General features: G+C 63.5%; 20 protein-coding genes. 12 read left to right on the top strand and 8 right to left on the bottom strand.

The window, feature by feature from the left end:
* Positions 1-32: 32 nt before the first annotated feature.
* Both H9L09_RS03870 and H9L09_RS03865 read right to left on the bottom strand, forming a co-directional pair.
* Positions 33-815, bottom strand: a complete 783-nt coding sequence (locus tag H9L09_RS03870; RefSeq protein WP_187579417.1) for a nuclease-related domain-containing protein — start codon at positions 813-815, stop codon at positions 33-35.
* Between the two features lie 31 nt (positions 816-846).
* Positions 847-1,854 carry a hypothetical protein gene (locus H9L09_RS03865; RefSeq protein WP_187579416.1) on the bottom strand — a complete coding sequence of 336 codons (1,008 nt, stop codon included), beginning with the start codon at positions 1,852-1,854 and terminating at the stop codon, positions 847-849.
* Between the two features lie 564 nt (positions 1,855-2,418).
* Here H9L09_RS03865 and H9L09_RS03860 point away from each other — a divergent pair.
* A complete protein-coding gene (locus H9L09_RS03860; protein WP_187579415.1) occupies positions 2,419-2,643 on the top strand; it encodes a hypothetical protein in 225 nt (74 codons plus the stop codon).
* Positions 2,644-2,769: 126 nt separating this feature from the next.
* Here H9L09_RS03860 and H9L09_RS03855 read toward each other — a convergent pair whose 3' ends face one another.
* Positions 2,770-3,291 carry a hypothetical protein gene (locus tag H9L09_RS03855; RefSeq protein WP_187579414.1) on the bottom strand — a complete coding sequence of 174 codons (522 nt, stop codon included), beginning with the start codon at positions 3,289-3,291 and terminating at the stop codon, positions 2,770-2,772.
* 346 nt (positions 3,292-3,637) lie between these two features.
* On the opposite strand from H9L09_RS03855, the gene H9L09_RS03850 reads away from it, so the two are divergent.
* The 3 genes from H9L09_RS03850 to H9L09_RS03840 all read left to right on the top strand — a co-directional run bounded on the left by H9L09_RS03850 (position 3,638) and on the right by H9L09_RS03840 (position 5,599).
* Positions 3,638-3,856 (top strand): hypothetical protein, encoded by a 219-nt coding sequence (locus H9L09_RS03850; protein ID WP_187579413.1) that lies wholly within the window; start codon positions 3,638-3,640, stop codon positions 3,854-3,856.
* Positions 3,857-3,978: 122 nt separating this feature from the next.
* The gene (locus H9L09_RS03845) at positions 3,979-5,145 is read left to right on the top strand and encodes a hypothetical protein (RefSeq protein WP_187579412.1); all 1,167 of its coding nucleotides are present in this window, start codon (positions 3,979-3,981) and stop codon (positions 5,143-5,145) included.
* Positions 5,146-5,329: 184 nt separating this feature from the next.
* Positions 5,330-5,599, top strand: a complete 270-nt coding sequence (locus H9L09_RS03840; protein ID WP_187579411.1) for a hypothetical protein — start codon at positions 5,330-5,332, stop codon at positions 5,597-5,599.
* Between the two features lie 564 nt (positions 5,600-6,163).
* Here H9L09_RS03840 and H9L09_RS03835 read toward each other — a convergent pair.
* Positions 6,164-6,916 carry an SHOCT domain-containing protein gene (locus H9L09_RS03835; protein WP_187579410.1) on the bottom strand — a complete coding sequence of 251 codons (753 nt, stop codon included), beginning with the start codon at positions 6,914-6,916 and terminating at the stop codon, positions 6,164-6,166.
* 272 nt (positions 6,917-7,188) lie between these two features.
* Between H9L09_RS03835 and H9L09_RS03830 the strand changes: the two genes are divergently transcribed.
* Entirely contained in the window at positions 7,189-7,710 is a 522-nt protein-coding gene (locus tag H9L09_RS03830) for a hypothetical protein (RefSeq protein WP_187579409.1), read from the top strand.
* A gap of 32 nt (positions 7,711-7,742) precedes the next feature.
* On the opposite strand, the gene H9L09_RS03825 is transcribed toward H9L09_RS03830, so the two are convergent.
* Together H9L09_RS03825 and H9L09_RS03820 are read right to left on the bottom strand one after the other, a co-directional pair.
* Positions 7,743-8,765 (bottom strand): McrC family protein, encoded by a 1,023-nt coding sequence (locus tag H9L09_RS03825; protein WP_187579408.1) that lies wholly within the window; start codon positions 8,763-8,765, stop codon positions 7,743-7,745.
* A 172-nt stretch (positions 8,766-8,937) separates the two neighbouring features.
* Positions 8,938-11,292 (bottom strand): MrcB family domain-containing protein, encoded by a 2,355-nt coding sequence (locus tag H9L09_RS03820; protein WP_187579407.1) that lies wholly within the window; start codon positions 11,290-11,292, stop codon positions 8,938-8,940.
* 417 nt (positions 11,293-11,709) lie between these two features.
* On the opposite strand from H9L09_RS03820, the gene H9L09_RS22735 reads away from it, so the two are divergent.
* From H9L09_RS22735 to H9L09_RS03805, 3 genes are all read left to right on the top strand, one after another.
* Positions 11,710-12,198, top strand: a complete 489-nt coding sequence (locus H9L09_RS22735; RefSeq protein WP_425491712.1) for an XkdF-like putative serine protease domain-containing protein — start codon at positions 11,710-11,712, stop codon at positions 12,196-12,198.
* Between the two features lie 647 nt (positions 12,199-12,845).
* Positions 12,846-13,361 carry a hypothetical protein gene (locus tag H9L09_RS03810; protein WP_187579405.1) on the top strand — a complete coding sequence of 172 codons (516 nt, stop codon included), beginning with the start codon at positions 12,846-12,848 and terminating at the stop codon, positions 13,359-13,361.
* A gap of 159 nt (positions 13,362-13,520) precedes the next feature.
* Positions 13,521-14,915 (top strand): HEPN domain-containing protein, encoded by a 1,395-nt coding sequence (locus H9L09_RS03805; protein WP_187579404.1) that lies wholly within the window; start codon positions 13,521-13,523, stop codon positions 14,913-14,915.
* Between the two features lie 52 nt (positions 14,916-14,967).
* Here H9L09_RS03805 and H9L09_RS03800 read toward each other — a convergent pair whose 3' ends face one another.
* Positions 14,968-16,188: a DUF6236 family protein gene (locus H9L09_RS03800; protein WP_187579403.1), complete on the bottom strand. Its 1,221-nt coding sequence runs from the start codon at positions 16,186-16,188 to the stop codon at positions 14,968-14,970.
* Between the two features lie 364 nt (positions 16,189-16,552).
* On the bottom strand, positions 16,553-18,088 hold the full coding sequence (locus tag H9L09_RS03795) for a recombinase family protein (protein WP_246456440.1): 1,536 nt from the start codon (positions 18,086-18,088) through the stop codon (positions 16,553-16,555).
* 63 nt (positions 18,089-18,151) lie between these two features.
* Here H9L09_RS03795 and H9L09_RS03790 point away from each other — a divergent pair, with 63 nt between their 5' ends.
* From H9L09_RS03790 to H9L09_RS03775, 4 genes are read left to right on the top strand one after another with little or no spacing between them, the layout of a single operon-like run.
* Complete coding sequence (locus H9L09_RS03790; protein ID WP_246456251.1) at positions 18,152-18,631, top strand: ATPase, T2SS/T4P/T4SS family; 480 nt, start codon at positions 18,152-18,154, stop codon at positions 18,629-18,631.
* Between the two features lies 1 nt (position 18,632).
* The gene (locus H9L09_RS03785; protein ID WP_187579401.1) at positions 18,633-19,481 is read left to right on the top strand and encodes a type II secretion system F family protein; all 849 of its coding nucleotides are present in this window, start codon (positions 18,633-18,635) and stop codon (positions 19,479-19,481) included.
* The gene (locus tag H9L09_RS03780) at positions 19,478-20,413 is read left to right on the top strand and encodes a type II secretion system F family protein (RefSeq protein WP_187579400.1); all 936 of its coding nucleotides are present in this window, start codon (positions 19,478-19,480) and stop codon (positions 20,411-20,413) included. The genes H9L09_RS03785 and H9L09_RS03780 overlap by 4 nt, the downstream gene beginning before the upstream one ends.
* A 23-nt stretch (positions 20,414-20,436) precedes the next feature.
* On the top strand, positions 20,437-20,619 hold the full coding sequence (locus H9L09_RS03775; protein ID WP_187579399.1) for a hypothetical protein: 183 nt from the start codon (positions 20,437-20,439) through the stop codon (positions 20,617-20,619).

Raw genomic sequence — 20,619 nt, 5'->3', positions numbered from 1 at the left:
GCGGGGTAATACACGCGGTCTCGATCGAGTCGCTAGCGAGTTGCGTTCTGCCTTGAGGCTTTGAGCCGAAATGTTGTCAGTCGTTCAAGAACGTCGTTGGCCGCGTCCCTACCCACCGGGTATCCATCCATTTGGCGAAGCCACGTGATGAGACGTCGTCCGGCGATGAACTCGATGCCGTCGATGATGGCGCCGTCGGGAACCTCGTCCTGGGCCGCACCCCACATGACGACCACAGGCTTTACCGTGAGCGGGTTGGTCCGTGCTCGGTGTCGGGCGCCTCGCTCACCGGCGAGGAGTGTCTGGGTGAGCCCTTCGGCGCGTAGCCGGACTCGGGCCGCGGCCTGAGCCATGGAGGCGAGGTCCTGTGAGGTGTGCTGATTCCGCCACTTGGAGTCGATGGCGATGAGTCCTCCGCGGCGGGTCACGACGAGATGGTCGATGTCGCCCGCTTGGAGGCTGATGCTGTCCACCCACCCCCAGATGAGTCGTCTACGCCGTGCCCGCTTGAGCTCTTCGCGGGTGTTCTCCTCGCCCCAGGCGCCCCGAAGGTGCATCAGTGCTCGTCGGTCGTGGGCCAGGAACGTGGCGTGCAGAAGGTGCGCGAAGCCGGCCACCACGCCCACGTGGACCGCTCCGAGCAGGTACCACTTGAACGCCGTGTCGGGAACGAGATGCACCAGGAGCACGGACTCGAGGAAGATCAGTGCGACGGCGCCGGCGCTCACGGCAATCATCAGCGTGACGTTTCGCTTCAGCCATTCGATGAAGGCGCGCCGAAACGCTTGGCGTGAGTAGGGGGCGAACTTGGGCAACTCCGGTCCCCTTCGAACTAGGAGGTGAGCATCAGATGCGGCTCGTGGCGAAGAGCTGCTCGAGTTCGACATCGTCGAGTTCGTGTGCCTTCCGGGCATGCAGGGCGACGTCGACCTTGAGCGAGTTGCCCCGCAGGGATGCCCGACAGATGAGGTTGCGGCCCTCTGACTCTGCCCTGCGGACGAGGGGGAGGAAATTGGCTGTCTGTGTCGGCGACAGGATTCCTACCTGTTGCCCGTCGATATCCACGGCGACGACCTCGACGGTGGACCGTGGACGCTGCTCTATCGCCGCGCGAAGGGACGCGGCGACAACCGTCTCGCTGCCGAATCGGGCAAGGAGTGAAGCGAGATGCTCCATGTACTGTTCCTCGCGCGTGACTTGAATCGTCGATCCTGGCGCAAGCACCACGCAGCTATCGGCGGTCGGATTGGGGCAGCAGAGGCGGTCCGGCTTAGGCAAGGAGAGCGTTACTCGTGCCCAGGTGTCTTGTGCGGTGCCTCTGAGCCATTGGCGCGACGGCACGGCGAGCTCAGCACCAGGCAGGCTCGCTATCGCGGAGTGGTATGCGGCGGCGTCGGACCGCTCCATGTATCCGACATGGAGTCCATCTACGAAGACAGCGACAGCACGCCTGTCGAATGGATTGAACGGGTCAGGGACGAGTACCGCTTCAAGTCGCATCTCGGCACCGGCCTCGGAGACTTTGGCGCGTCGGGTAAACAGGGTCCGCAGATTCTCCGCTCGATACCACTCACCCGCGACCTCGAGCTGCTGCGTGCGGGGGGACCAGGCTTCGACTGCGCGCCCAGAAGGCGCCGGCGGCACGTGTTCCTTGGTGGTCTTGCGATGAATCTTGCGAAGTTCCCCACCCGGGACCGTCATGGCGTAGTCGCGACTGACCGCGGTGTCGATCTCGGTTCGGAACGGCGAGACCTGGAGAGCCCGCTTCGGCACGTGTTCTGACGAGCTACGCCTAGTTCGCGCGAAGACCCACACAAGAACGACGAGCACCGCGATGCCAAGCAACGTTTCCATGACAGTCCATCCCCCGGGGTGTGCACTAACCGCGCAATGACGCTACTGCGTCCCTTGCTCTCGGCGCGGAGGATTCCCGTGATTGCCCACGGCTGGTGAGAAGTCACGCTCCCTCGCGCCGGCATGGCGCCTTCGCTGATTACTCAGAGGAAGGTTGAGCTGGTTCCGTGACCAGCCGCCACCTAGACGTGCAGCGGAGTTCAAGAAGGTCAGGACCAGGTGTCGCGCAGGAATCACCGTGTTCGTATGCAACTTGCTTGTCCTACGGGTCGGCTTATCACCGTCTCTAATCATGATCTGGCGTAGGGAGTCCCCGAGCAGTACTTCTGCGAGACCGCCGGGAGCGGCCCGCATTCCGTTTGGGGAAGTCGAGCGTTACCGGCTCGCCTGACAGGTCGGACTCTGGCGAGCTCTATGAGCAGTCCCGACGGGGCCCTCCTGTGGGGCAATAGGCGGGTCGCCTCCACGCAAACGCACAGAGTTGGCGATGCAGCAGAGGCGAAGGACGCTGACTGGCCAACTGCAAAGCCCACCTAGAAATGCCTTGCCGGGTAGTCTGCGCGAATGGATCAGCACATTGTCCGTGTCGTATTCGTCGGCGGCGGAACGCTCGACGGAACAAGCTTCGCTCTGCCACGAACTCAGACAAGGTACGAGGTTCCAGTGGACGAAGGGGGAGTCGTTGTCCGGTATGTCTACGTCCGTGCAGACGAACTCGACCCTGAAGAGGCCGTTCAAGATTCAGAGGGGCGGCTCAGGTTCATGTTCGTTGACCAGGTGAAGTCCTAGTCGTTCGTCTACCCCATCCCGTCGCGGCGGAATGACGCAGCGCCCCTTGTACCCTTCCGGCATGGGAGCGGTCGTCCCCTCTCAGTGGGAGCCAGTCCGGCGACCCTTGGACGGCTGCCAGGGCCGTCAGGGCGCCGGGATGGTTGGCCGGCTCGGAATCCTCGCGTGGCCGCTTTTGGGGTTTGACTGGAGTAGCTCGATGACCTGGTCGCCGAAGTGATCGAGGTTCGACAGGTGCGCTCTGAAACGGGCGAGATCCGACTTTGGCCAGCCTTGGTGGTCGTCACCAAGGGAGCGAACAGCATGCCGAGCGAAATCCCGTGCTTCTTTCGCTGACTCGTAGAAGGCCCACGCAGCCGAGTAAGCGGGGAGTCCCCGAAGTGAGTTCTGCGTGATGTAAAGACGAGTGCGCAGCGGCCATAACTCGTACTCTCCACGGAGACCGCGCTTTCGTGCAATCGCGAGATCGCGAAGGTTGCTAACATCAACGATCAGATCATCAGCAGCCTTACGTTGCTCATCGGTACGTGTTCGCCTATCACTAAGAAACCGCTCCGCCAAAACACCGACCAGAACGACGACGGCTGAGATGAACCCACCGACAATCGTTGAGCCGAGTCCAGACCATGCCTCAGTCACCAACACCATGGCGAGACCGTATCTGGATCAACGACGGTCTCGCTGGCGGGGCGCTTATCCGCGCCGACAGCGCCGGGAAGCGGCGCGACATCCTTGGGCGGCGATGGAAGGCGATCTCCGCCGACTGTCGCGCCGTAGTCGAGGGGTGCGAGACCGACGCTGTCCGCGCCGTACGTCCCCATGGCGCTCAGGGCCCTTGATGCTCTGGAGGCTGGCCACACGGAGGCGGCTCAGGCGCTCATTGGGTCGCTGCTCGACTCCATGGTGAACACCTACTTCGGTGCCGGCCGCTACCTCTACACCCCCGACAAGCGGGGCAAGCGGACCAACGCGGCCTATGACGAGTTGACCGCACATGAGTACATCGCGCTCGCCCCCTATCTGGAAGGCGTGGCAGAAGTTCTTCCCCAGCGAGGGACTGCCGGTGCCGCACACCTTTAGCCGCAACGCGACTGCCCATACCGTCAGCACAAAGCAGTACACCAGCCGTAACGCGGTCCAGAGCCTGATGATCGTCGGCAGCCTCATCTACTTCTTCAATGGCGAAACGCGCCGACTGGAAGACCGCAATTGACCTGCGGGCGCGAGAGGGACCGGGGATCATTAGGCGTGTCGTCCTTGAACCGAGCACGCGGAGGCGCAGGCTGGAGCGCTGCCATGAGATGAATGCAGGCGGTGACGTGAATGCCCATAAACGTGACGCTCGATCGCGTCGCCACGCCCATCGACCGCGAGGTCTTCGCGGCACTTTTTGAGCAGTCGGTCGTCCGCAGTTACGCCAAGGTGACCAAGGCGCTAGAGACGGGCTCCATCTCCTTCAAGGATCTGGTCGACCACGCCCGCAAGGCTGAGATCCCGTACCCGCTGTTCTTCGCTCCCCGCGATTTGGTGGAAGAGCAGCTCCGCATCAAGCAGGAGCGGCTGCTTCAGGGCTTCAGCGCCAAGCGCGAGTTCTCCATGAACTCGCGGCATCACGTGGACCTGGCGCAGGTAGAGCTCATCGTCAAGAACCTCCAGTTCAAGCAGGACTGGATGAAGAAGGACAAGACCCTCGACCGAAACCCCATCGTCGGGATTCTCAAGAAGTCCAAGGCGCCCATCGCCGAGGACGCCGCGAAGCTGATGGCAGCGCTCGACCTCGACCCCATGGAACTCAGGGGAACGAAGAAGAAGGGCGATGCCCTCAACCTTCTGGTCGAGAAGTTGGAAGCCAAGAACATCCTCGTCGCACAGAGCGTCCAGGACCTGATGCCGCAGCGGCTGCCGGAGGGCAAAATCTTCAGCGGCATGACGGTGAAGGACACGAAACTGCCCTTCATCTTCATCGCCAGTGGCAACGAGGGAGAGGCGTTCGAGCCGACCGGGCGACGGATCTTCACCCTGACGCTAATGGCGGTGCTCGTTGCGAGAGGACGGTTCGCCACCGTCACCTACAACGGACACACCACCGAGGAGAAGTCGAACCGCGAGTACTGGCTGACGGCAGAGATCCTGATGCCTGAGGCCGAGTTCCGCCGTGCTGACTTGAGTGATCTGGATGCCATCCGAGCATCGTCTGATGTCTTCAAGGTGACACCGAGCGCAGTGGTCATGCGAGCCCAGCGCCTGAAGCTCATGACCCGCGACGAAGCGGAGGCCCACCTCAAAGACCTCAAGGACGCCTTCGACAAGATTGAGAAGACTCCCCGTAACAGGATGCTCCCGATGAACGCGCTCAGGAAGTACAACGGGCACGAGTGCTCGCGTCGCATGCTCGCTCTCTACGACGCAGGGACCATCAAGACGAGCGACTTCTGCCGCGTCATGTTCTCGAACGCCTACCGCAATGACCGCGCGATCAGCGACTACAGGGCGGCGCTGTGACGGCCGTGACCAAGTACCTGATCGACAACAACGCGCTCGGCCCCTTGGGGACAGGAAGAAGTCCGCATTCTTCAAGGAGCAATGTCGAGTCCCGGCCGAGGTCGCCTACGAGTCGCGGAGGGCTAAGCATGCGGCGCTTCTAGAACCAGTCACCATCGAAGTGACCCCTGCGATGCTTGCGCAGTTGGCAGACGTGATGAAGACAGTCCCAGTGGGGCACACGGGTTTGGTCAACCTCTACAGCTACAAGGGCACCGCCGATCCGATCCTCGTTGCCATGGCCGTCGTGCTCAGCACGGAGGACCTCTTTTCCGACACATGGGTGATCGTCACAGAAGACAAGGAAGTCAGGGCGAAGGCGAAGGAGTTCTCCATCGGCACTTTGACACCGAAGGAACTCGCTGCGGTCATCGACGCAGCGACGAAAGCGGCTGAGAACTGTGTCTCTCAATGAGTTGTGCAGCAAGCGCACTTGTCATCGACACCCGGTCAAGAGCCATCTGAGATGTCGCGTTATCCGCGTGGTGAGTGCGGCAGTAGGCGTCGTGGCGGGGCAGTGGCCCGGCGACCAACTGCTGGGGCATTCTTGATCAGTAGCGCTGGGTGGCTCACCGATGAGTCTTTCTGGGCGGAATGGCCCGGCCCAGTGGGTCGAGATGCCTCGGACGCTGGGCGGGGTCCAGTTGAAGGCACGCGATCTGTCGATGGCGACACCCGGTCGGTAACTTCCGCCTACGTAGTTGGGGAAGTCCAGGTGGTTCCTCAACCGCCTCAAAGGCTCGCGGCGGTCAAGTGATTGAAACTGCCGTTCAGAAGGCCACTTTGGCACTCAACGCCGGTGTGAGCCGGATTGTGAACTTCGTAGTGTTCAGCGTGAAAGACCTGCGCGACGGCAGCTTCAGACCCGCTATTGGGGGTCGCGCAGGTCCACCAGTTGTGACGGAGTACAAAGTAAGTCGAACGCCCCTCCCGCTCGCTTCGGGAGGGGCGTTCCTTATGCTCGGGCCGATGTGTCGGGTCAGCCCTTGAGGAGGCGGTCCACAGCACGCTCGAACTGGACCTGGTTCAGCACGCCGTCGTCTCGCAGCTGCTTGAGCTTGCCGATCTCTTCCGAGATAGTGCTGGTCTGGGGCTTCACCTCCTCGAAGAGTCGCTTGAGGTTGGGGTAGTTGCCATCGGTGATGAGGGCCTTGGCGAAGCTGAGTGCCGGGTCGTAAGTCCCCCGGCCCTGGTTATAGGGGATCTCCAGGTCGATCACACACTCCGGGCGCTGCTGCGCGTGCTCGATGATCGCCTTCAGGCTCAGGACGACGGCGTCCGCCTTCTGCTCCGCCCGGCCCGCGAGCTCGGTATGGATCGCGGGGTCGGCGAAGACCAAGCCTCCGAGCCGCTTGTGGAGGAAGATCGTCGGCTCTACGAAGCCCTTGCCTGCGCCATTGATGCCGTTGGTGATCCTGAACGCGCTGGTCGGCGAGAGGCTGCTCTTGACGGAGAAGAGCCCCTTGACGGTCGCGTTTACACCGGTGAGGTCGAAGCCGTTGGCGTTGTGCCCCTCGGGGATGGCAATGACTTCGGCTGCGTAGCAGGCCGAGGCGACGATCCACTCCACGGTGCCACCGGCGACGAACCGGGAGCCCCGGTCGGACACGTTGATCTGTTCAGTCATGGCGAACAGCGAGTCACGGACCTCGTTACGGAGGGCGCGGTCCGCCGCCATCCGGTTACGGAGCTTGTCGAACTCTGCGGAACCCGACGTCTTGTTCTTGGCCAATGGGGCCTCCTTGTTGATCCCGGGGCGGCACCTCCGCCCTTCAGCAGGAGACTACACCTGAAGGGCCGTAGGAAAAGGCTGCAGGAACACATTTCTTGGTGGTCTAGACCAGAACGCGATTGCACCTCTAGCCGTCCTGTTCCAGGCCATCCTCGTGACGCACCGCCGCCGAGCGGGCATTTGACTGGTGTTCTTGACCGTAGGGGGACCTTGTGATTCCTGTTTTCGACGTCGTCCAACTCCCGCCCGTTGACCTGCATCAAAATGGCTCCGTGCCAGATGAAGCATGGGAGGAAGACGGCTCTCCGGACCCGTCGAATCAGGAGTACGGCGACTGGCACGAGGTGAGTGGTCCCGAGTTGGAGTTGCTGATTGCCTGGGAGACGCGTGAACTTCGACGGCTTGACGGTGTCTCAGCCTCGCCTGAAGCTTTCGAGAAGAATGCCTCGGAGGTCGTGAGCGACCCCGACGACACAGATTGGGACGCCACGGAACTTTCGGAGTACCTGGACTTTGGGATTGTCAGTTGTGTCGCGGCCCTAAACTTCCTTGGAGTCCCGACAACGTCCTCTTGCCGGGGCCACTACGGGAGCCGGGTGGGCAGGGACGTACCCTACGTGCGCTTCGTCGGTGACGAGATCGACGAGGCTACCTGGGACTTGATCAGAACGCGGGCTCAGGAAATAGGCTGCCAGTTGGCGGGCTGCGGAAACGGCCTCATTGAGATCATCGGAAGTAGTTGCGCCGAGTTGCTCGCATTTGCGCGCTCGGTGCGAGAAGCCCAGCCCTCGTAAGTCTGGATGGCTCTCGTAGGCGGGCGAGGCACCTATGAGGCCGAGACCTCATAGAGCCATTCGCGGACGTCCGTTACGAGACGTGCGGCCGCTTCTTGCGGTCCGAGTGAGGGGTCTGCGGGCCAACAGAAGTTCGACAGTCGCACGTCGCCAACCTGCAGCGACGTGTGCCCTGCCTGGCCAGTGGAGAACGTAAGGATCGCTGCCTCGGAGACCTGGAAGCCGGTGGCGAATGCCACGGCCTGGTAGAGATCGCCTGTGTCCCAATCTGCGCCCTGCAACTTGTACTTCACGTCGCCTACCGCCAGGTGCCCGAATACCAGGTCGGGATTCAGTGTTTTTGTCGACGGGAGCAGCGCCAGTCCTCGCTTCTCGACCTTGAAGGCCGGATCCAGCGCGTTGTGGAGGACGGTGCGAATCCCGGCCTCAATGCCCTCAGGAGTACGGATCAAGAACGCCCAAGCCACCTCACCGCCCGCGTCGAGCTTGCGCGCAGCACCCCTCAGCAGGGCCTTCGCGATCGCGAGACCGTCGCTGTAGTAGGCGGTCCTGGGCGTCAACGTGACGCGGAGGTCGCCGTGACGGAGTTCCGAAACTTCATCAAAACGAGCACTGACTCGTCGTGCCTGGGTGCGTACCTCTGGAGCAGCGAACGGCGCCCCGCACACGAGCCGCAATGCTGCTAGTAGCACGCGGTTCAACGGGTTGTCGCGGTCCAGTTCGTCGAACTCACATGTTACGCGTGCTCGCCCGAGGGTCACGGCCAGTGTCGTCTCCTTGATGCTGATGCGACCACGAACATGCGCCATTTCTTCGCGGTGGGCTTGGTAGTCCTTCATCAGATCTCGGCGAAGGACCCTCTCTACTGAGTGGACAAGCCAACGTGAGAGGAGGTCGAAAAGTGACGTGCCTGTCGCCGCCTGCGCGGCGAGCGTGTCCATGCGTGGGATGGCGCCGGCGAGGCCGAGAAGTTCCAGTGCGTGGCTTTCAGGGATTTTCGGCAGCACGGGCATCGTTCGACCGCCCACGCTGAGAATGCCGATGGCGTCGTTCACGCGTAGCGACCATTGCCCTTGGGCACCGCTCCGCGAGACGCTGATAGCACTCGCATCGTGGTGTGCCGGGTTGGCCGCCCCCCACCAGTCGGACTTGCCGGCCAGGCGCCTGCCCAGAACTTGGAGCGACTCGGCTTGCCGATCGTCCAGCTCGACTATCGAGGGGCGCGATTCAGTCAGCGTCTGAGGTGGATGTGACATTCGGCCAGAACTCCTCCATCTTCAGGGACGCTGCAACGCTTGGATCGTCGAAGAAGTACTCCTCGAACAGTGGCTGGAGTTGGCGAGTCCAGACGGCGTTCAGCAGGTGAGGGGTGAACGGATCTGCCATGAAGAACGAATGGCCCACCGTGTGATGGCGGTCGAGCAACTCGGTTAGGCGCAGGTTCAGTTTGTCGAAGCCCGCGAGGAGGTCCGGAACCTCGCATTGGGCAGTCTCGTAGAAAGACTGAAGGATCTTCCGACTCGGGGGGCACTCGAAGACTTCGAACCGGCGCCTGAGCGCGAGGTCGATGCTGCGGATGCTCCGGTCGGCAGTATTCATAGTGCCGATGAAGATCAGGCTCTTCGGCAGGCTGAAGTCCTGGGTGTACAGGAGGTCCACTGGCTTGTCGCGGTACTCGAGGAGATACATGAGCTCGCCGAAGACCCGTGGCAGGTTGGCGCGGTTCATCTCGTCGATGACAAGTACATGCTTCTGGTCGTCGTCTTCCTTGATCTGGCTCGCCATCCGGAGCACTACCCCATCCACTCGGGCGAAGCGGATGCCGCCGCTTCCAGCGGGCTCCGGACGCAACCCCTCGATGAACTCCTCGTAGCCGTACGAGGCGTGGAATTGCACCAAACCGCGGGCCAAGGGCTCGTCCTGGGTCAGGTAGCGAGCCAGAGCCTCGGCGATCCACGTCTTGCTGGTGCCGGGCGGTCCTGCGAGCACGACCTGGGGGCGACGCTGGAGGGTCGCTACGAGCTCCTCCAGCCATTCCCGCTCGCAGAGTGTCTGCTCCACTAGCCAGTCCATGTCCAAGGCTGGGATCGACGGTGTCTCGGACGAATCCGTCTCCTGAGCCAGGCTTTCTGGACCGGTGGGCTGCTTCTCAGTCATAAACGACGCCCCCCGCAGGTAGACGAACACTGGACTCGTTTGGTTACCGAGCGCGCCTTGTGTCCTGGAAGGATCGGGGTCGGTGGCAAGCACCAGGTTCGAGAGTGCCCAAGTGGGCGGGTGGATCTCTTCAAACTGTGTAAGCTTGAGAAACAGGATGCACTCGGCGGGCGCGTAGTAGTCCGGCATCAGTGCGGTGTCGACGTCGTCTTCGTGGGGCGTGATGGCAAGAAGACGAGTCCGCCACAGCTCACCGTTGCGATATAGGAAGCACATGGTCTCAACACCGGTGCTCAACTGCTCTCGAATGAGTTCTAGCCGTGCAGCTCTAACGGCATTCGTGCCCGCCGTTCCAAACTTCCCCCACCACACAGAGCCATGCGTGTCTGCAATCTGCTTGTGCTGAGTGATCGTGTCGGAGCGAATGTCCTTGTTCCACTTCATGACCAGGTGGACAGGCTCTACGGCTGGTAGGTCGGCCAGTCCGGCAGCCTGCACCTCGCCGAGAGCCTCCAACATGTCGTCGAGATCGCTGGTGAGCACGTTAAGGGCCGGCACCGAATTCCGTTCGTAGCGAATGGCATATGCGGCAGATGCCTCATAACGCAGCGGCCGCATGGCCCGTGACCGCAGGTCGATCTTCTCAAGCCACTGGCCCCGTGACGTGATCGCATCTCGGATGTCAGCGGCTCGCTTCTTCAGAACAACGTTGCCACCTTTCACATTCGACACTCCCTGCGCCAGCGTGAGGTAAACGGCCGAGCCATCAGCGGCAAACAGATAGACCACATAGACACCCCCACGGGCGCTGTTGTTGTCGCTGTCCCCGTAGACCGTCACCCATGGGACGTCCGCTCGAGATCCGTACCCCGTGCTCCCTTCCACGGTGTGACTGGAGGGGACCAAACCTCGGAGAACTCGTGGCAGCGCCTCTACGACAGCATGGCGATAGGTGGCCGCGACGGCGCTGTCAGGCTGATCCTTCCGGAGCTCGGATAGCACGGTTTCAAGAAGATCACCCAACTCCCGGTTCGCGCCATGCTCAGCGGCTTCAGGCACGGGGGCGACGTCATTGAAGCGGGGGTTTAGCGATGACATCAACCTGGCTTTCAATGCCTTGGGCTGGTCGCTAAGCCGGAACTGGAAGGAGCAGGCTCCGAGTGCCCGCTCAATGTCCGCAGCTGTGGCCGGGTGGCCGAGCTCTTCGTCGAGCTGCTGCCCCATCTTCTGGTGCAGAACCGACGCTTGCCGGTCGCCAGCCAAGTGCTGGCGCATCCTCTCTCGGGTGCGACTGCTGTAGCCCACGTAGAGCGGCTCGCCGGACTGGTCGTGGACAACGTGTACGCCTTGCTCGTCCGGAATACCTCCGAGTTCCGAGCGCGTCAGCGGTCGTGGCTCTGTGAACCCTTCGAGGGGGTCAGACACGGGAGGCCTCCTGGTTTACCGTCAGATCGGACTAATACTTCTATGCCGCACACTGCCAAACCTCGGGGCGCGCCGCATCGTGTTAGGGCTATAGGAACGGTCGGTCTCCCCTCGACTGGGGAGACCTGCGTCCTAGCCATCGACTACTCGGGCCTAATGCTCGCCTAGGGACAAGTGTCTGGTTCTCGGCCTCATGCGTCTAGGTTTGAAGCCTCTTCTCGGCATCACGGATGGTTGATACAGGACGGGGAATGCGGTGCCTGATGAACGCCGGACAGACGGGTCTGAACGCAGTGACGCCATTGGTCGGCTCACGGACGCCATCAACCGTCATGACGAGCTTGTGGACGAGGTCGCGAGATCGATCCCTCTTCAACAAGAAACGTTGTCGAGAATCCTGAACGGACTGAAGGTCCGATGAGCGTTAGGGGCCTCAGTGCAGCAGGGCATTCAGCCGAGTTCTCGGCTCCCAAACGGCCCCACAAATGCGCGTCCGCGGCGATGCGTGGGGTCAACCCCATCGTGACGGTGGACTCACGTCGCCAAAACGTCTTCGGTTGGGCGTACGTGGCAATCGATCGGGACGGTGCGGTCAACGTTGACCACTCGGGCGACTTCGTTAGCCGGCCTGAGGAGTTGGAGGCTGCGGCCTACAGGTTCGTGCTCATGTCACGACGAGGCGACGTTGACCACTCCTGCGAAACAATCAGCGAGTTGATCGAAAGCATCATCTTTACTCCTGACAAGCAGCGAGCGCTGGGATTGCCTCCCGGGACTATCCCCGTGGGTTGGTGGGTCGGCTTCCATGTCCGCGATCCCAGAGTATGGCGCCGGGTCGAATCCGGAAGCCTGACGGCGTTCAGCATTGCGGGTCGGTGGCGCAGGACGGCAACCTCCGCCATCTGAGGGAACCGACACTGCAAGGACGCAACTCGGAGGGGCGTAACTGCTCAGGTCATGGCCTCGCCGATCGGGAACGCTAGTGGCGGTTTGGGACATAACTGCGGACAGATGCCGCGCTACCGAGTCCCATTCTTTCAACCAGCTCAGACACGAGGCATTTCTCGCGACTTCCTAGTTCTCTTCGATCGGGTCGCTCCGGAGGAACGTCGACCCCGTCTCCCAGATGACGCCTATGCCTAAGTCGTGCAAGTCGGATTAGGTCGTCGTTTGGGCGGGTCGGCAGCAATAGTGAGCGCTTTCGCTGGTCACGTAACGGCAGTAGTCCAGCATCTGGCCGAGACCTGCGCGCACGTGGTCGTCTTCGATGGACGCCGCGAGCGCAGTTGTCGGCCTCTTCAGAAGACATCCACTGCACGGCTGCGGCCAGTTCGCCCACCTCGCCAGTGAGTGCCATTGCCAGGTTCTTTGCGTTGTGGAATTGCCGCCAATCGCGAGCGACCACGAACGCTCTCAGCTCGGCGGCGAGGTCGTCGACGATATCGCCCCCCCAAACCCGTCCTCAGTAGGAGTCGCGCTAGACCCGTCGTTACGCGGCCCAACTATGCCTCGTGGTGGCCACCCGGTACGGTGACACCCGATTTCCCGCCTTCGTGTCGCAGCACGACGTTATCGTCCCGGGCATGGAATGGTTCAAGGTGCTGGTTCCGGTTGTGCTCGGTCTGATCGGCGGAAACCTCGCTTCTCTTAGACGTGCAGGCAGGCTCCGCCGCGCCGTCCTCTCTGACGTCGAGATCCTGAACGGTCTTCCGGACGGCTCGGCCAAGTTGGCACTTCAAAAGGTCGTAGAGCACCGGGTACACCTTCTTATTGCGGAAGAGACTCCGAGTCCGGAAGAGGAGAACCTCAAACGCCGCCGCGGGTGGTCTTGGGTAGCCGTGGGGATCGTGCTCTTCCTGGCTACTCCGATCATGATTGCGATGGTGGAAGGACCTGAGGGGGTTAGTTCCTTCGGCCTTCTCGCAGGCGCATCAAGCGCGAGCTGGGGATTCAGCGAACTCGTCGATACCGGTTCAGCTCGCCGCAAGCGTAGGCGCGAGGGCCGCGTGGCCGCATACGCCAGCACTTCCGGCGGAGCATCCGGTGCCGCGACGCGTGACACTGCCTAATCGGGCAGCCCGTGTAGCCGTCTGCCCTTCGCGCGATCCCGAGGGTCGGTATGGCGAACGGCTTCGGCCGAATGCAGAGGGCATGATGGCTCAGTGCGACTTGACTCTGGTGGGAAGAATGAACTCCAACGTGTTGCGCTAGCGGCCGCTACTAAGGTCATGGGCTACCTCCGCGAGCGCGAGGAGCAAGGTCAGAAGTGGCCGAAGATGGAGTCGTACCCGACCTTCGCCGACGACCAAGCAGGTCGTGCATATCAAATTGTTGAACGCACTTCGTCGCTCGCGCCCGCTGCTTACACGAAGGTGTTTGGTCCTCCCGGCGGATACAAGACCCAGGTTGAGTACGAGGCGATTCCTGAACTCGTAGAACTCATTGAGTTCGTGCGTGAACATGACGCGCTCGTTGACTTCCTAGTTCCGCCTCGGCTCCGTGACGTGCTTGCTGAGCACGCGCTCGCGATGGGGGTGGTTGATCTGCCGTTGGAGATGGTCGAGCGCCACCTTCATGTACGCGGTTGGGAAACCGACCCCGACTTCTTGCTCGCCACGTTCGAGGAGCTGGCGAGTTGGTGGCTGAATGATGAGTTGCCAGTCGAACTCGTGGTCCCCGTCATGGGGGTCGACTTCGATCTTGAGCGCGTCCAGTTCTCGGACGGGTGTCGAATAGACCGTCTGAGTTCCGACGAGCACCTAGCGCGCTGGCCCGAAAATGTGCGCGAAGAGAAGCGACTCCTGGCCATGGCCACCCATGCGTTCACTGTGCCGGGTTGGATTCTTGCGAACGACGAGGCGATGCGTTGGTTTTGGCCCGTTGAGCCACCAAGCGAGGTCGAGCAAGTCGAGCGCTTCTTTGAAGCCTTGGCCACAGTCAGCGACGCCCCCTCGGGCTACATGCAGATCGTATGTCGCCCCGTCGGCTGGTCGCCGGGCTATCGGGGACCGCTTCCCAGGCTCCTGACCGGCCCTTTGGTGCTGGATAGGTCTTCAACCCGGCTTGATCCAGGCCATGAGCCGCTGGACGCCATTGCCGGCGACCGCTTGACCGAATTGCTGTTGGCTTACGACGCTCTGCATGAAGGTGGATCCGTTGCTCTGGCTGCCGAGAGGCTTCTTTCCGCCGAGCGGCGGAACAGCGAGGCTGACCGAGTGGTTGACCTATGCATTGGCCTGGAGGCGCTCCTGTCCGATCCGAATGGGGAAACGACCTACAAGATCAAGATGCGGACGGCTGCGATGCTTTCCCTCGCTGGTGTCCATGAGCCCGCGCGGTACATCAGTGCGATGAGTCGTGTGTATGCCCATCGGTCGGCCATCGTGCACGGGCGCAAGCCCGAAAGGACGCGGACCGTCGTGCTTGGCGAAGAGGAAGTCCCGACGGAGCAAGTTGCCAGAGCCGTTCTGCGCTCGGTGCTTCAAATTCGGATCGCCAACCCTGCCCTGACCCCGGAGAGGATCGACGTCGATCTGATCGGGGCCGCCCTGAACGCTGCGGCGAAGCGAGTAGGTGTTATGGGCGCCACGGGGTCCGCCAGCCTGGCGAGTGTTGATACCTGACCGACAACTCGCGCCCGTGACCGGCAGTCTCCCGCGACCCTCTGCGGCTTGTTCAGTTGCCGTACGTGCCTCGGCCGTACGTGCCTCGCAGAACTTTGCGGGCGCGAGCCGAAAGCGTCCTCGGGGTCAATTCGTCACGAACATCGAGAAGGAACCCAACGGGTGAACTGACCTTGGCTGCCGTCCGAATGCTGCCCACTTGCCACCATGCGCTACCGATTGCAGTTACGACACCTGATGCCGCGACTGTTAGGGGAGGGGCCCCCGCAGCGCTGAGGCCGGTGGACACCGCGGCAGGAGGTGTGAAGGAGGAAACCATCAACGATCGGGTCGGCTCAAGTTTCATGAGCCGCATCCCATTCTCAAGCCGTTTCAGTGGAACTTCCACTGTCCGCTCAACATGATCTGTGAACGCCTCCAGTCGCCTGGCTGAGATGGGGATGGCGGCCAGTTCCGTCAGTTCCGCCTGCTGGGACGCCACGAACCTGCGGAAATTATCAAGTTCCTCTTCCAGGTCCTCACGGCACTTCACGATCTTCTCAGCTGGGATGGACCCCAGTTTCGCCGGTCGAGCATGTTGAAGAGCAAGCATTACGTACGTCTCGACACCAACCCCTGTGGGCCTCCCCGCCGCCTCGCCTCCGCGACCAAGCAACAGTTGGAGGGCAGCACCGACATCGCTTGTGGGCGTGGCGACCTTCAGATCAGCCTGATCGGTGACGGGCTCGAATCGAGCCTCTTCGCTCAAACGACCCGCCAGAGCTGTCATGTAGGCCCCTGCGAGGTCGGGATGCAGTCCGATCCAATCCTCAGGACGCTGTCCGCTGACGTCTTCCCGATCACAGCGACCAATTCGTGCGACACCGATGGCTGAGAGGCGTGCCAGGACATCCGGAGGGAACTTGGTCGCGTGAACCCACCCAAGCGCTGGGATCTGCCAGTCAGGAGCACCGGCCTCGGCCCATGGCCCATTGGCCCTGGCGGTGGCGTAGGCGCTGTCGAGGCTGAACTCCTGAGCCAGTCGAACCTCGTTCTGCGCAAGAGCCGAGGCGAGGTCCCAGGTCACTTCATGCAGCAGCCCGACAGGATCCTCGTCACGCAGGATTCCAGCACCGGCGAAGGTCTTGGCGGTCGGGCTGTCGTGTCGCTTCCTGTAACCCCTCGGCACCAAGCGACGCAGCGACGGCCAATAGAGAGCGGCAGACTTCAACCACTCGTCGTCGCGGATGTGCACGAAGGGGAAATAGAGACCTGGCATCTGCACGGTCGGCATCCTGTCGGGTCGTCGAATCCTCGAAGCCTCATTGGAACGGCTCCGAGACTAGTGCCGGTGGAGAGCTCACACGGCAGTGCACGGCAATATCGCCGTCATGAAGACCCCACTCGTCGGGCGGATGTAGTGGCCAACGGGGCAAGCGTGCCATCGGGGCGCCGTAGTGGGAGACATAGCGAGTTCAAGTTCGAGCTACTGTGCAGCCACAGCGGTCACGCCGAACCGCGTGGACCGCGCGCCCGCACAATGTTCAAGCGTTCCTGATTTGCGATGTGATCGACCATCGTCGACTTGCCAATGCCTGCATTGGCCGACCTAACCGACAGTTGGCCAAGGCGGCAATCCGCGTCTGACAACCTCGGGGTCAATCGGCTTCGGAGAATGCGCGCAGGATCTGTCGTTCCTGTGCGGTCGTCATGGAGGCCTCCGCCCTCCGCAGTGCGTCGAACCGGATCACTGCCGTCCGCGGTGTGATCCAGTCGAGCCACTCGTCAGCCAGGTTCACGGGTTTTTTGTCGGTCTTCAGCCTGATTGAGATTCCGGCCTGGAAGTCTTTGCTGCCTCGGCCCACTGGCAGGACCGTAATCTCCAGCAGCGAGTCGATCACCGCGCGCTTGCGCGACAAGGGCAATTCATTCCACTTCTCCAACACGTCGCCTGGGCCCAGGAGTGCTTTGATGCCCCTGGCTCGACTCGCGTCAACAAGCTGAGAATCGAGTGTCGCCAACCGCTCCCGGAGAGTCGCTGTCATTGAAGTCAGTTGAGTCAGCGTGATGTTGCCTTGAGCGAAGGCGTCAGCCGCCTGTTCCAGGCGCTCTTGAATGTCCTCACGGACGCGCGCGTTCTTCGCCGTAGTACGAGCCTGCGGAGGACGCGCAAGCAGGCGGCGAGCCTTCGGGTTCGTTAGGCACAGCAGGGCTACCTTGGTGACAACGAGATCAAGTCGCTCCTCGCTCCGGTACACGCAGCACCGGTACACGTTGTACTTCGTCCCCGAGCGGTCCCGCACGGATCCCCAACGCATCCCAGCGCCGCACTTACCGCACTTGGCGATGCCCGGAAGAAGATGTGCACGCGCGTTCCCATTAGTCGTGCGCCGTGCTGGGTCCTCAAGAATGGCCTTGCAGGTGAGGAAGTCCTCCTTGGTCACCAGGGCTGGCCATTCGGCGTCCCCAATCACCTCCCCCTGGTACTGCATGAGTCCGGCATTTCGGGGGCGCAGTAAGACGGCGCGCAAACTCGGGTATCGCCACTCCCTCCCCGAGACGCTACGGACGCCCCTGGCATTGAGGTCCCGGATGATCGCAGCCAACGTGTCACCCGCGATCACTCGTTGAGTCATGAGGCGTACCTCCGCGGCCTCGCTTGCGCGGACGGTGACACCGTCCTGCTCGTACCCGAACGGTCGCCTCCCAGCGCCGCGGGGCATTCCGGCTTCAGCCATCTGCTGATACTTGCGCCTGATGCGATCCGACTTGTGCTCCGACTCCGCGCGCGCCCATGCGCCGAGGGTGATGGCCGCGGCGCGGCCGTTGGGAGTCGCGAGGTCGAGCGGGCCTGACGTCACACTGTGCGTCGGTAGGTTCCGGGCCACCGACAAGTCGATGTAATCCAACTGCTCCCGAAGATTCCTGTGGAGTCGGTCGGTGTGCCAGCAGATGACGGCGTTGACCGTCCCGGTGTTGATGTCTTCGAGCATCTCACGGTAGCGAGGCCGGGTCCGCCCGGAGTAGGCGCTGATGTCGTTGTCTGCATAGACCTCTTGCACACCCCAGCCCAGCCGGCTGGCTAGTGCGCGGCAGTCCTGCTCTTGCCTGGACACACCGAGCCCCGCGCCTTCCTTGTCGCGTGAAATCCGCACATAGATGGCTGCACGCCTGGGTGGCGACCCTCCTCGCATCATAGCCAAATACTACACTTTGGACACCCCGACTGGGTCGCGCTGCAGACCCGGCAGCGCGGCTTGGAGGGCACCGGCGAGGTCCGGCTGCGCGACCTGGTGAAGGAGAGCCTGCGCATGCGGCCCTCCCGGATCATCGTGGGCGAGGTCCGGGCCGAGGAGTGCCTCGACCTGCTGCTCGCGCTCAACGCCGGGCTGCCGGGCATGGCGTCGCTGCACGCGAACAGCGCCCGCGAGGCGCTGGTCAAGATGTGCACGCTGCCGCTGCTGGCGGGGGAGAACATCTCCAGCCGGTTCGTGGTGCCGACCGTCGCGGCCTCGGTGGACCTGGTGGTCCACGTCGGCATCGACGCGCACGGCACCCGCCATGTCCGCGAGATCGTCGGGGTCCCCGGCCGCGTGGAGAACGACGTGATCGAGACCGAGGCCCTGTTCGTACGCCGGGACGGCCTGCTGCACCGGGCCCAGGGGATGCCGCCGCGTCTCGAGGCGTTCGAGCGGGCCGGAGTCGACCTCACCGACCTGCTCCAGACGGGGGAGTGAGATGGGCCTGGTCGTGGGTCTCGGAGTGGGGATCGGGCTGTTGCTGGTCTGGATGGCGCTCTCCTCGCCGGACCTGCGCCCGGCGCGCGGACCCGGCAGGCTCCGGCGCACCCTCGACGCCGCCGGCCTGAGCGGCACCTCGACCGGCGGGCTGCTCGCCGTCTGTGCGGTGAGCGCTGCCGTCGCCTTCCTGGCTGTCCAGGTGGTCTCGCGGACGGCGACCGTGGCTGCCGCGTTCGGGCTGCTGGCGGGCTACCTGCCGCTGGCCGTCGTCGGCGGCCGGGCCCGTCGACGGCAGCGCGAGCTCGCCGAGGTGTGGCCGGAGGCGGTGGACAACCTCGCCTCCGCGGTTCGCGCGGGCCTGTCGCTGCCGGAGGCGCTGATCGCGCTCGGGCAGCGCGGCCCCGAGCCGTTGCGTGAGGCCTTCATCGCCTTCGGCACCGACTACCAGGTGACCGGTCGTTTCGGTGAGTGCCTCGATCGCCTCAAGGACCGGCTGGCCGATCCGGTCGGGGACCGCGTCGTCGAGGGCCTGCGGATCGCGCGGGAGGTGGGTGGCGGCGAGCTCGGCTCCCTGCTGCGCAACCTCTCGGGCTACCTGCGCGACGACGCTCGCACCCGTTCCGAGCTCGAGTCCCGGCAGACGTGGACGGTGGTCGGCGCCCGGTTGGCGGTCGCCGCGCCGTGGATGGTCCTGCTGCTGCTCAGCTTCCAAGGGGACGTGATCACCCGCTACGCCTCGACCGCCGGCGCCGTGGTGCTGGGGGTCGGCGGGGGACTGTCACTGGTCGCCTACCGGTTGATGGTGCGGATCGGGCGGCTGCCGCTTGAGCGGAGGATCGCCGCGTGAGCGCGACGACGGGAGGTGCACTCCTCGGCACGGCGTTCGGGCTGGGGCTGGTGCTGCTGCTCAGCCGGGCGGTCGTCGTACGACGTCCCGATCTGTCGGTGCGGGTGCTGCCCTACATCCGCGACCTGCCGCAGGTCGCCCGGTCCCGGACGGCGCAGGCACGCCGTCACCGGTCCCCCTTCCACGCCGTGTTCGCCCCGCTCCTCAGCGACGCAGCGGCCGGCGTGGAACGCGTGCTCGGCGGCTCCACGTCGATCCGTCGCAGGCTAGAGCGAGCGAACCTGCCGCTGAGCGTCCACGACTTCCGGGTCGAGCAGGTGCTCTGGGGACTCGTCGGACTCGGCGTCTCCGGCTGTGTCTCGATCGTGGTGGCGCTCCGGGCGCCGGACCGGACGCTGCCGCTGCTGATCCTCTGCGCCGTCTGTTTCGTCACCGGCATCCTGCTCCGGGAGAACCGGCTCAGCGTCAAGGCGACGGCGCGGGAGCGGTTGCTGATGACGGAGTTCCCGACCGTCGCCGAGCTGCTCGCCCTCGCCGTCGGCGCCGGGGAGGGTCCGGTCGCCGCGATCGACCGGGTGGCCGCCCGCTGCCGCGGCGAGATGGCCGACGAGCTGCGCCGGGTGCTGGCCGACATCCGCACCGGCACGCCGGTGGCCGCGGCGCTCGACGAGCTCGCGGCCAGGTCCGGGCTGCCCGCGGTCGCCCGCTTCGCCGAGGCGATGGCGGTGGCCATCGAGCGGGGCACGCCCTTGGCAGCGGTCCTCCACGCCCAGGCCGCCGATGCCCGAGAAGCCGGCCGCCGCGCCCTGATCGAGTCCGGAGCGCGGCGCGAGGTGCTGATGATGGTGCCGGTCGTCTTCCTCGTCCTGCCGGTCACCGTCCTCTTCGCGTTCTGGCCCGGCGTCGTCGGGCTCAACCTGGTCACCCCGTGAACCGCACCACAGGAAGGCAGTCCATGTCCGAGCTGATCCCTTCACCGTCCCCGGCGGTCCGGCACCGGTCCAGCGAGCGTGGCGACGTGCCCGGCTGGGTGCTCATCACGGTCATGTCGGCCGGCCTGGTCGCGGCGCTCTGGGCGGTGGCCGGCCCGGAGCTCACCGGCATGCTGCGTGACGCGCTCAACTCGGTCCGCGGCTGA

This window comes from Nocardioides mesophilus, assembly GCF_014395785.1.
Taxonomy (GTDB): Bacteria; Actinomycetota; Actinomycetes; order Propionibacteriales; family Nocardioidaceae; genus Nocardioides_B; species Nocardioides_B mesophilus.
This window is presented reverse-complemented; position numbering and strand designations above follow the sequence as displayed.

Excerpts from the sequence above, each read along its gene's own strand:
- H9L09_RS22735 (WP_425491712.1), top strand. The coding sequence starts at position 11,710 with ATGAGCGTTAGGGGCCTCAGTGCAGCAGGGCATTCAGCCGAGTTCTCG.
- H9L09_RS03860 (WP_187579415.1), top strand. The coding sequence starts at position 2,419 with ATGGATCAGCACATTGTCCGTGTCGTATTCGTCGGCGGCGGAACGCTC.
- H9L09_RS03855 (WP_187579414.1), bottom strand. The coding sequence starts at position 3,291 with ATGGTGTTGGTGACTGAGGCATGGTCTGGACTCGGCTCAACGATTGTC.
- H9L09_RS03865 (WP_187579416.1), bottom strand. The coding sequence starts at position 1,854 with ATGGAAACGTTGCTTGGCATCGCGGTGCTCGTCGTTCTTGTGTGGGTC.
- H9L09_RS03785 (WP_187579401.1), top strand. The coding sequence starts at position 18,633 with ATGGGCCTGGTCGTGGGTCTCGGAGTGGGGATCGGGCTGTTGCTGGTC.
- H9L09_RS03775 (WP_187579399.1), top strand. The coding sequence starts at position 20,437 with ATGTCCGAGCTGATCCCTTCACCGTCCCCGGCGGTCCGGCACCGGTCC.
- H9L09_RS03795 (WP_246456440.1), bottom strand. The coding sequence starts at position 18,088 with ATGCGAGGAGGGTCGCCACCCAGGCGTGCAGCCATCTATGTGCGGATT.
- H9L09_RS03850 (WP_187579413.1), top strand. The coding sequence starts at position 3,638 with ATGAGTACATCGCGCTCGCCCCCTATCTGGAAGGCGTGGCAGAAGTTC.
- H9L09_RS03805 (WP_187579404.1), top strand. The coding sequence starts at position 13,521 with ATGGGCTACCTCCGCGAGCGCGAGGAGCAAGGTCAGAAGTGGCCGAAG.
- H9L09_RS03800 (WP_187579403.1), bottom strand. The coding sequence starts at position 16,188 with ATGCCGACCGTGCAGATGCCAGGTCTCTATTTCCCCTTCGTGCACATC.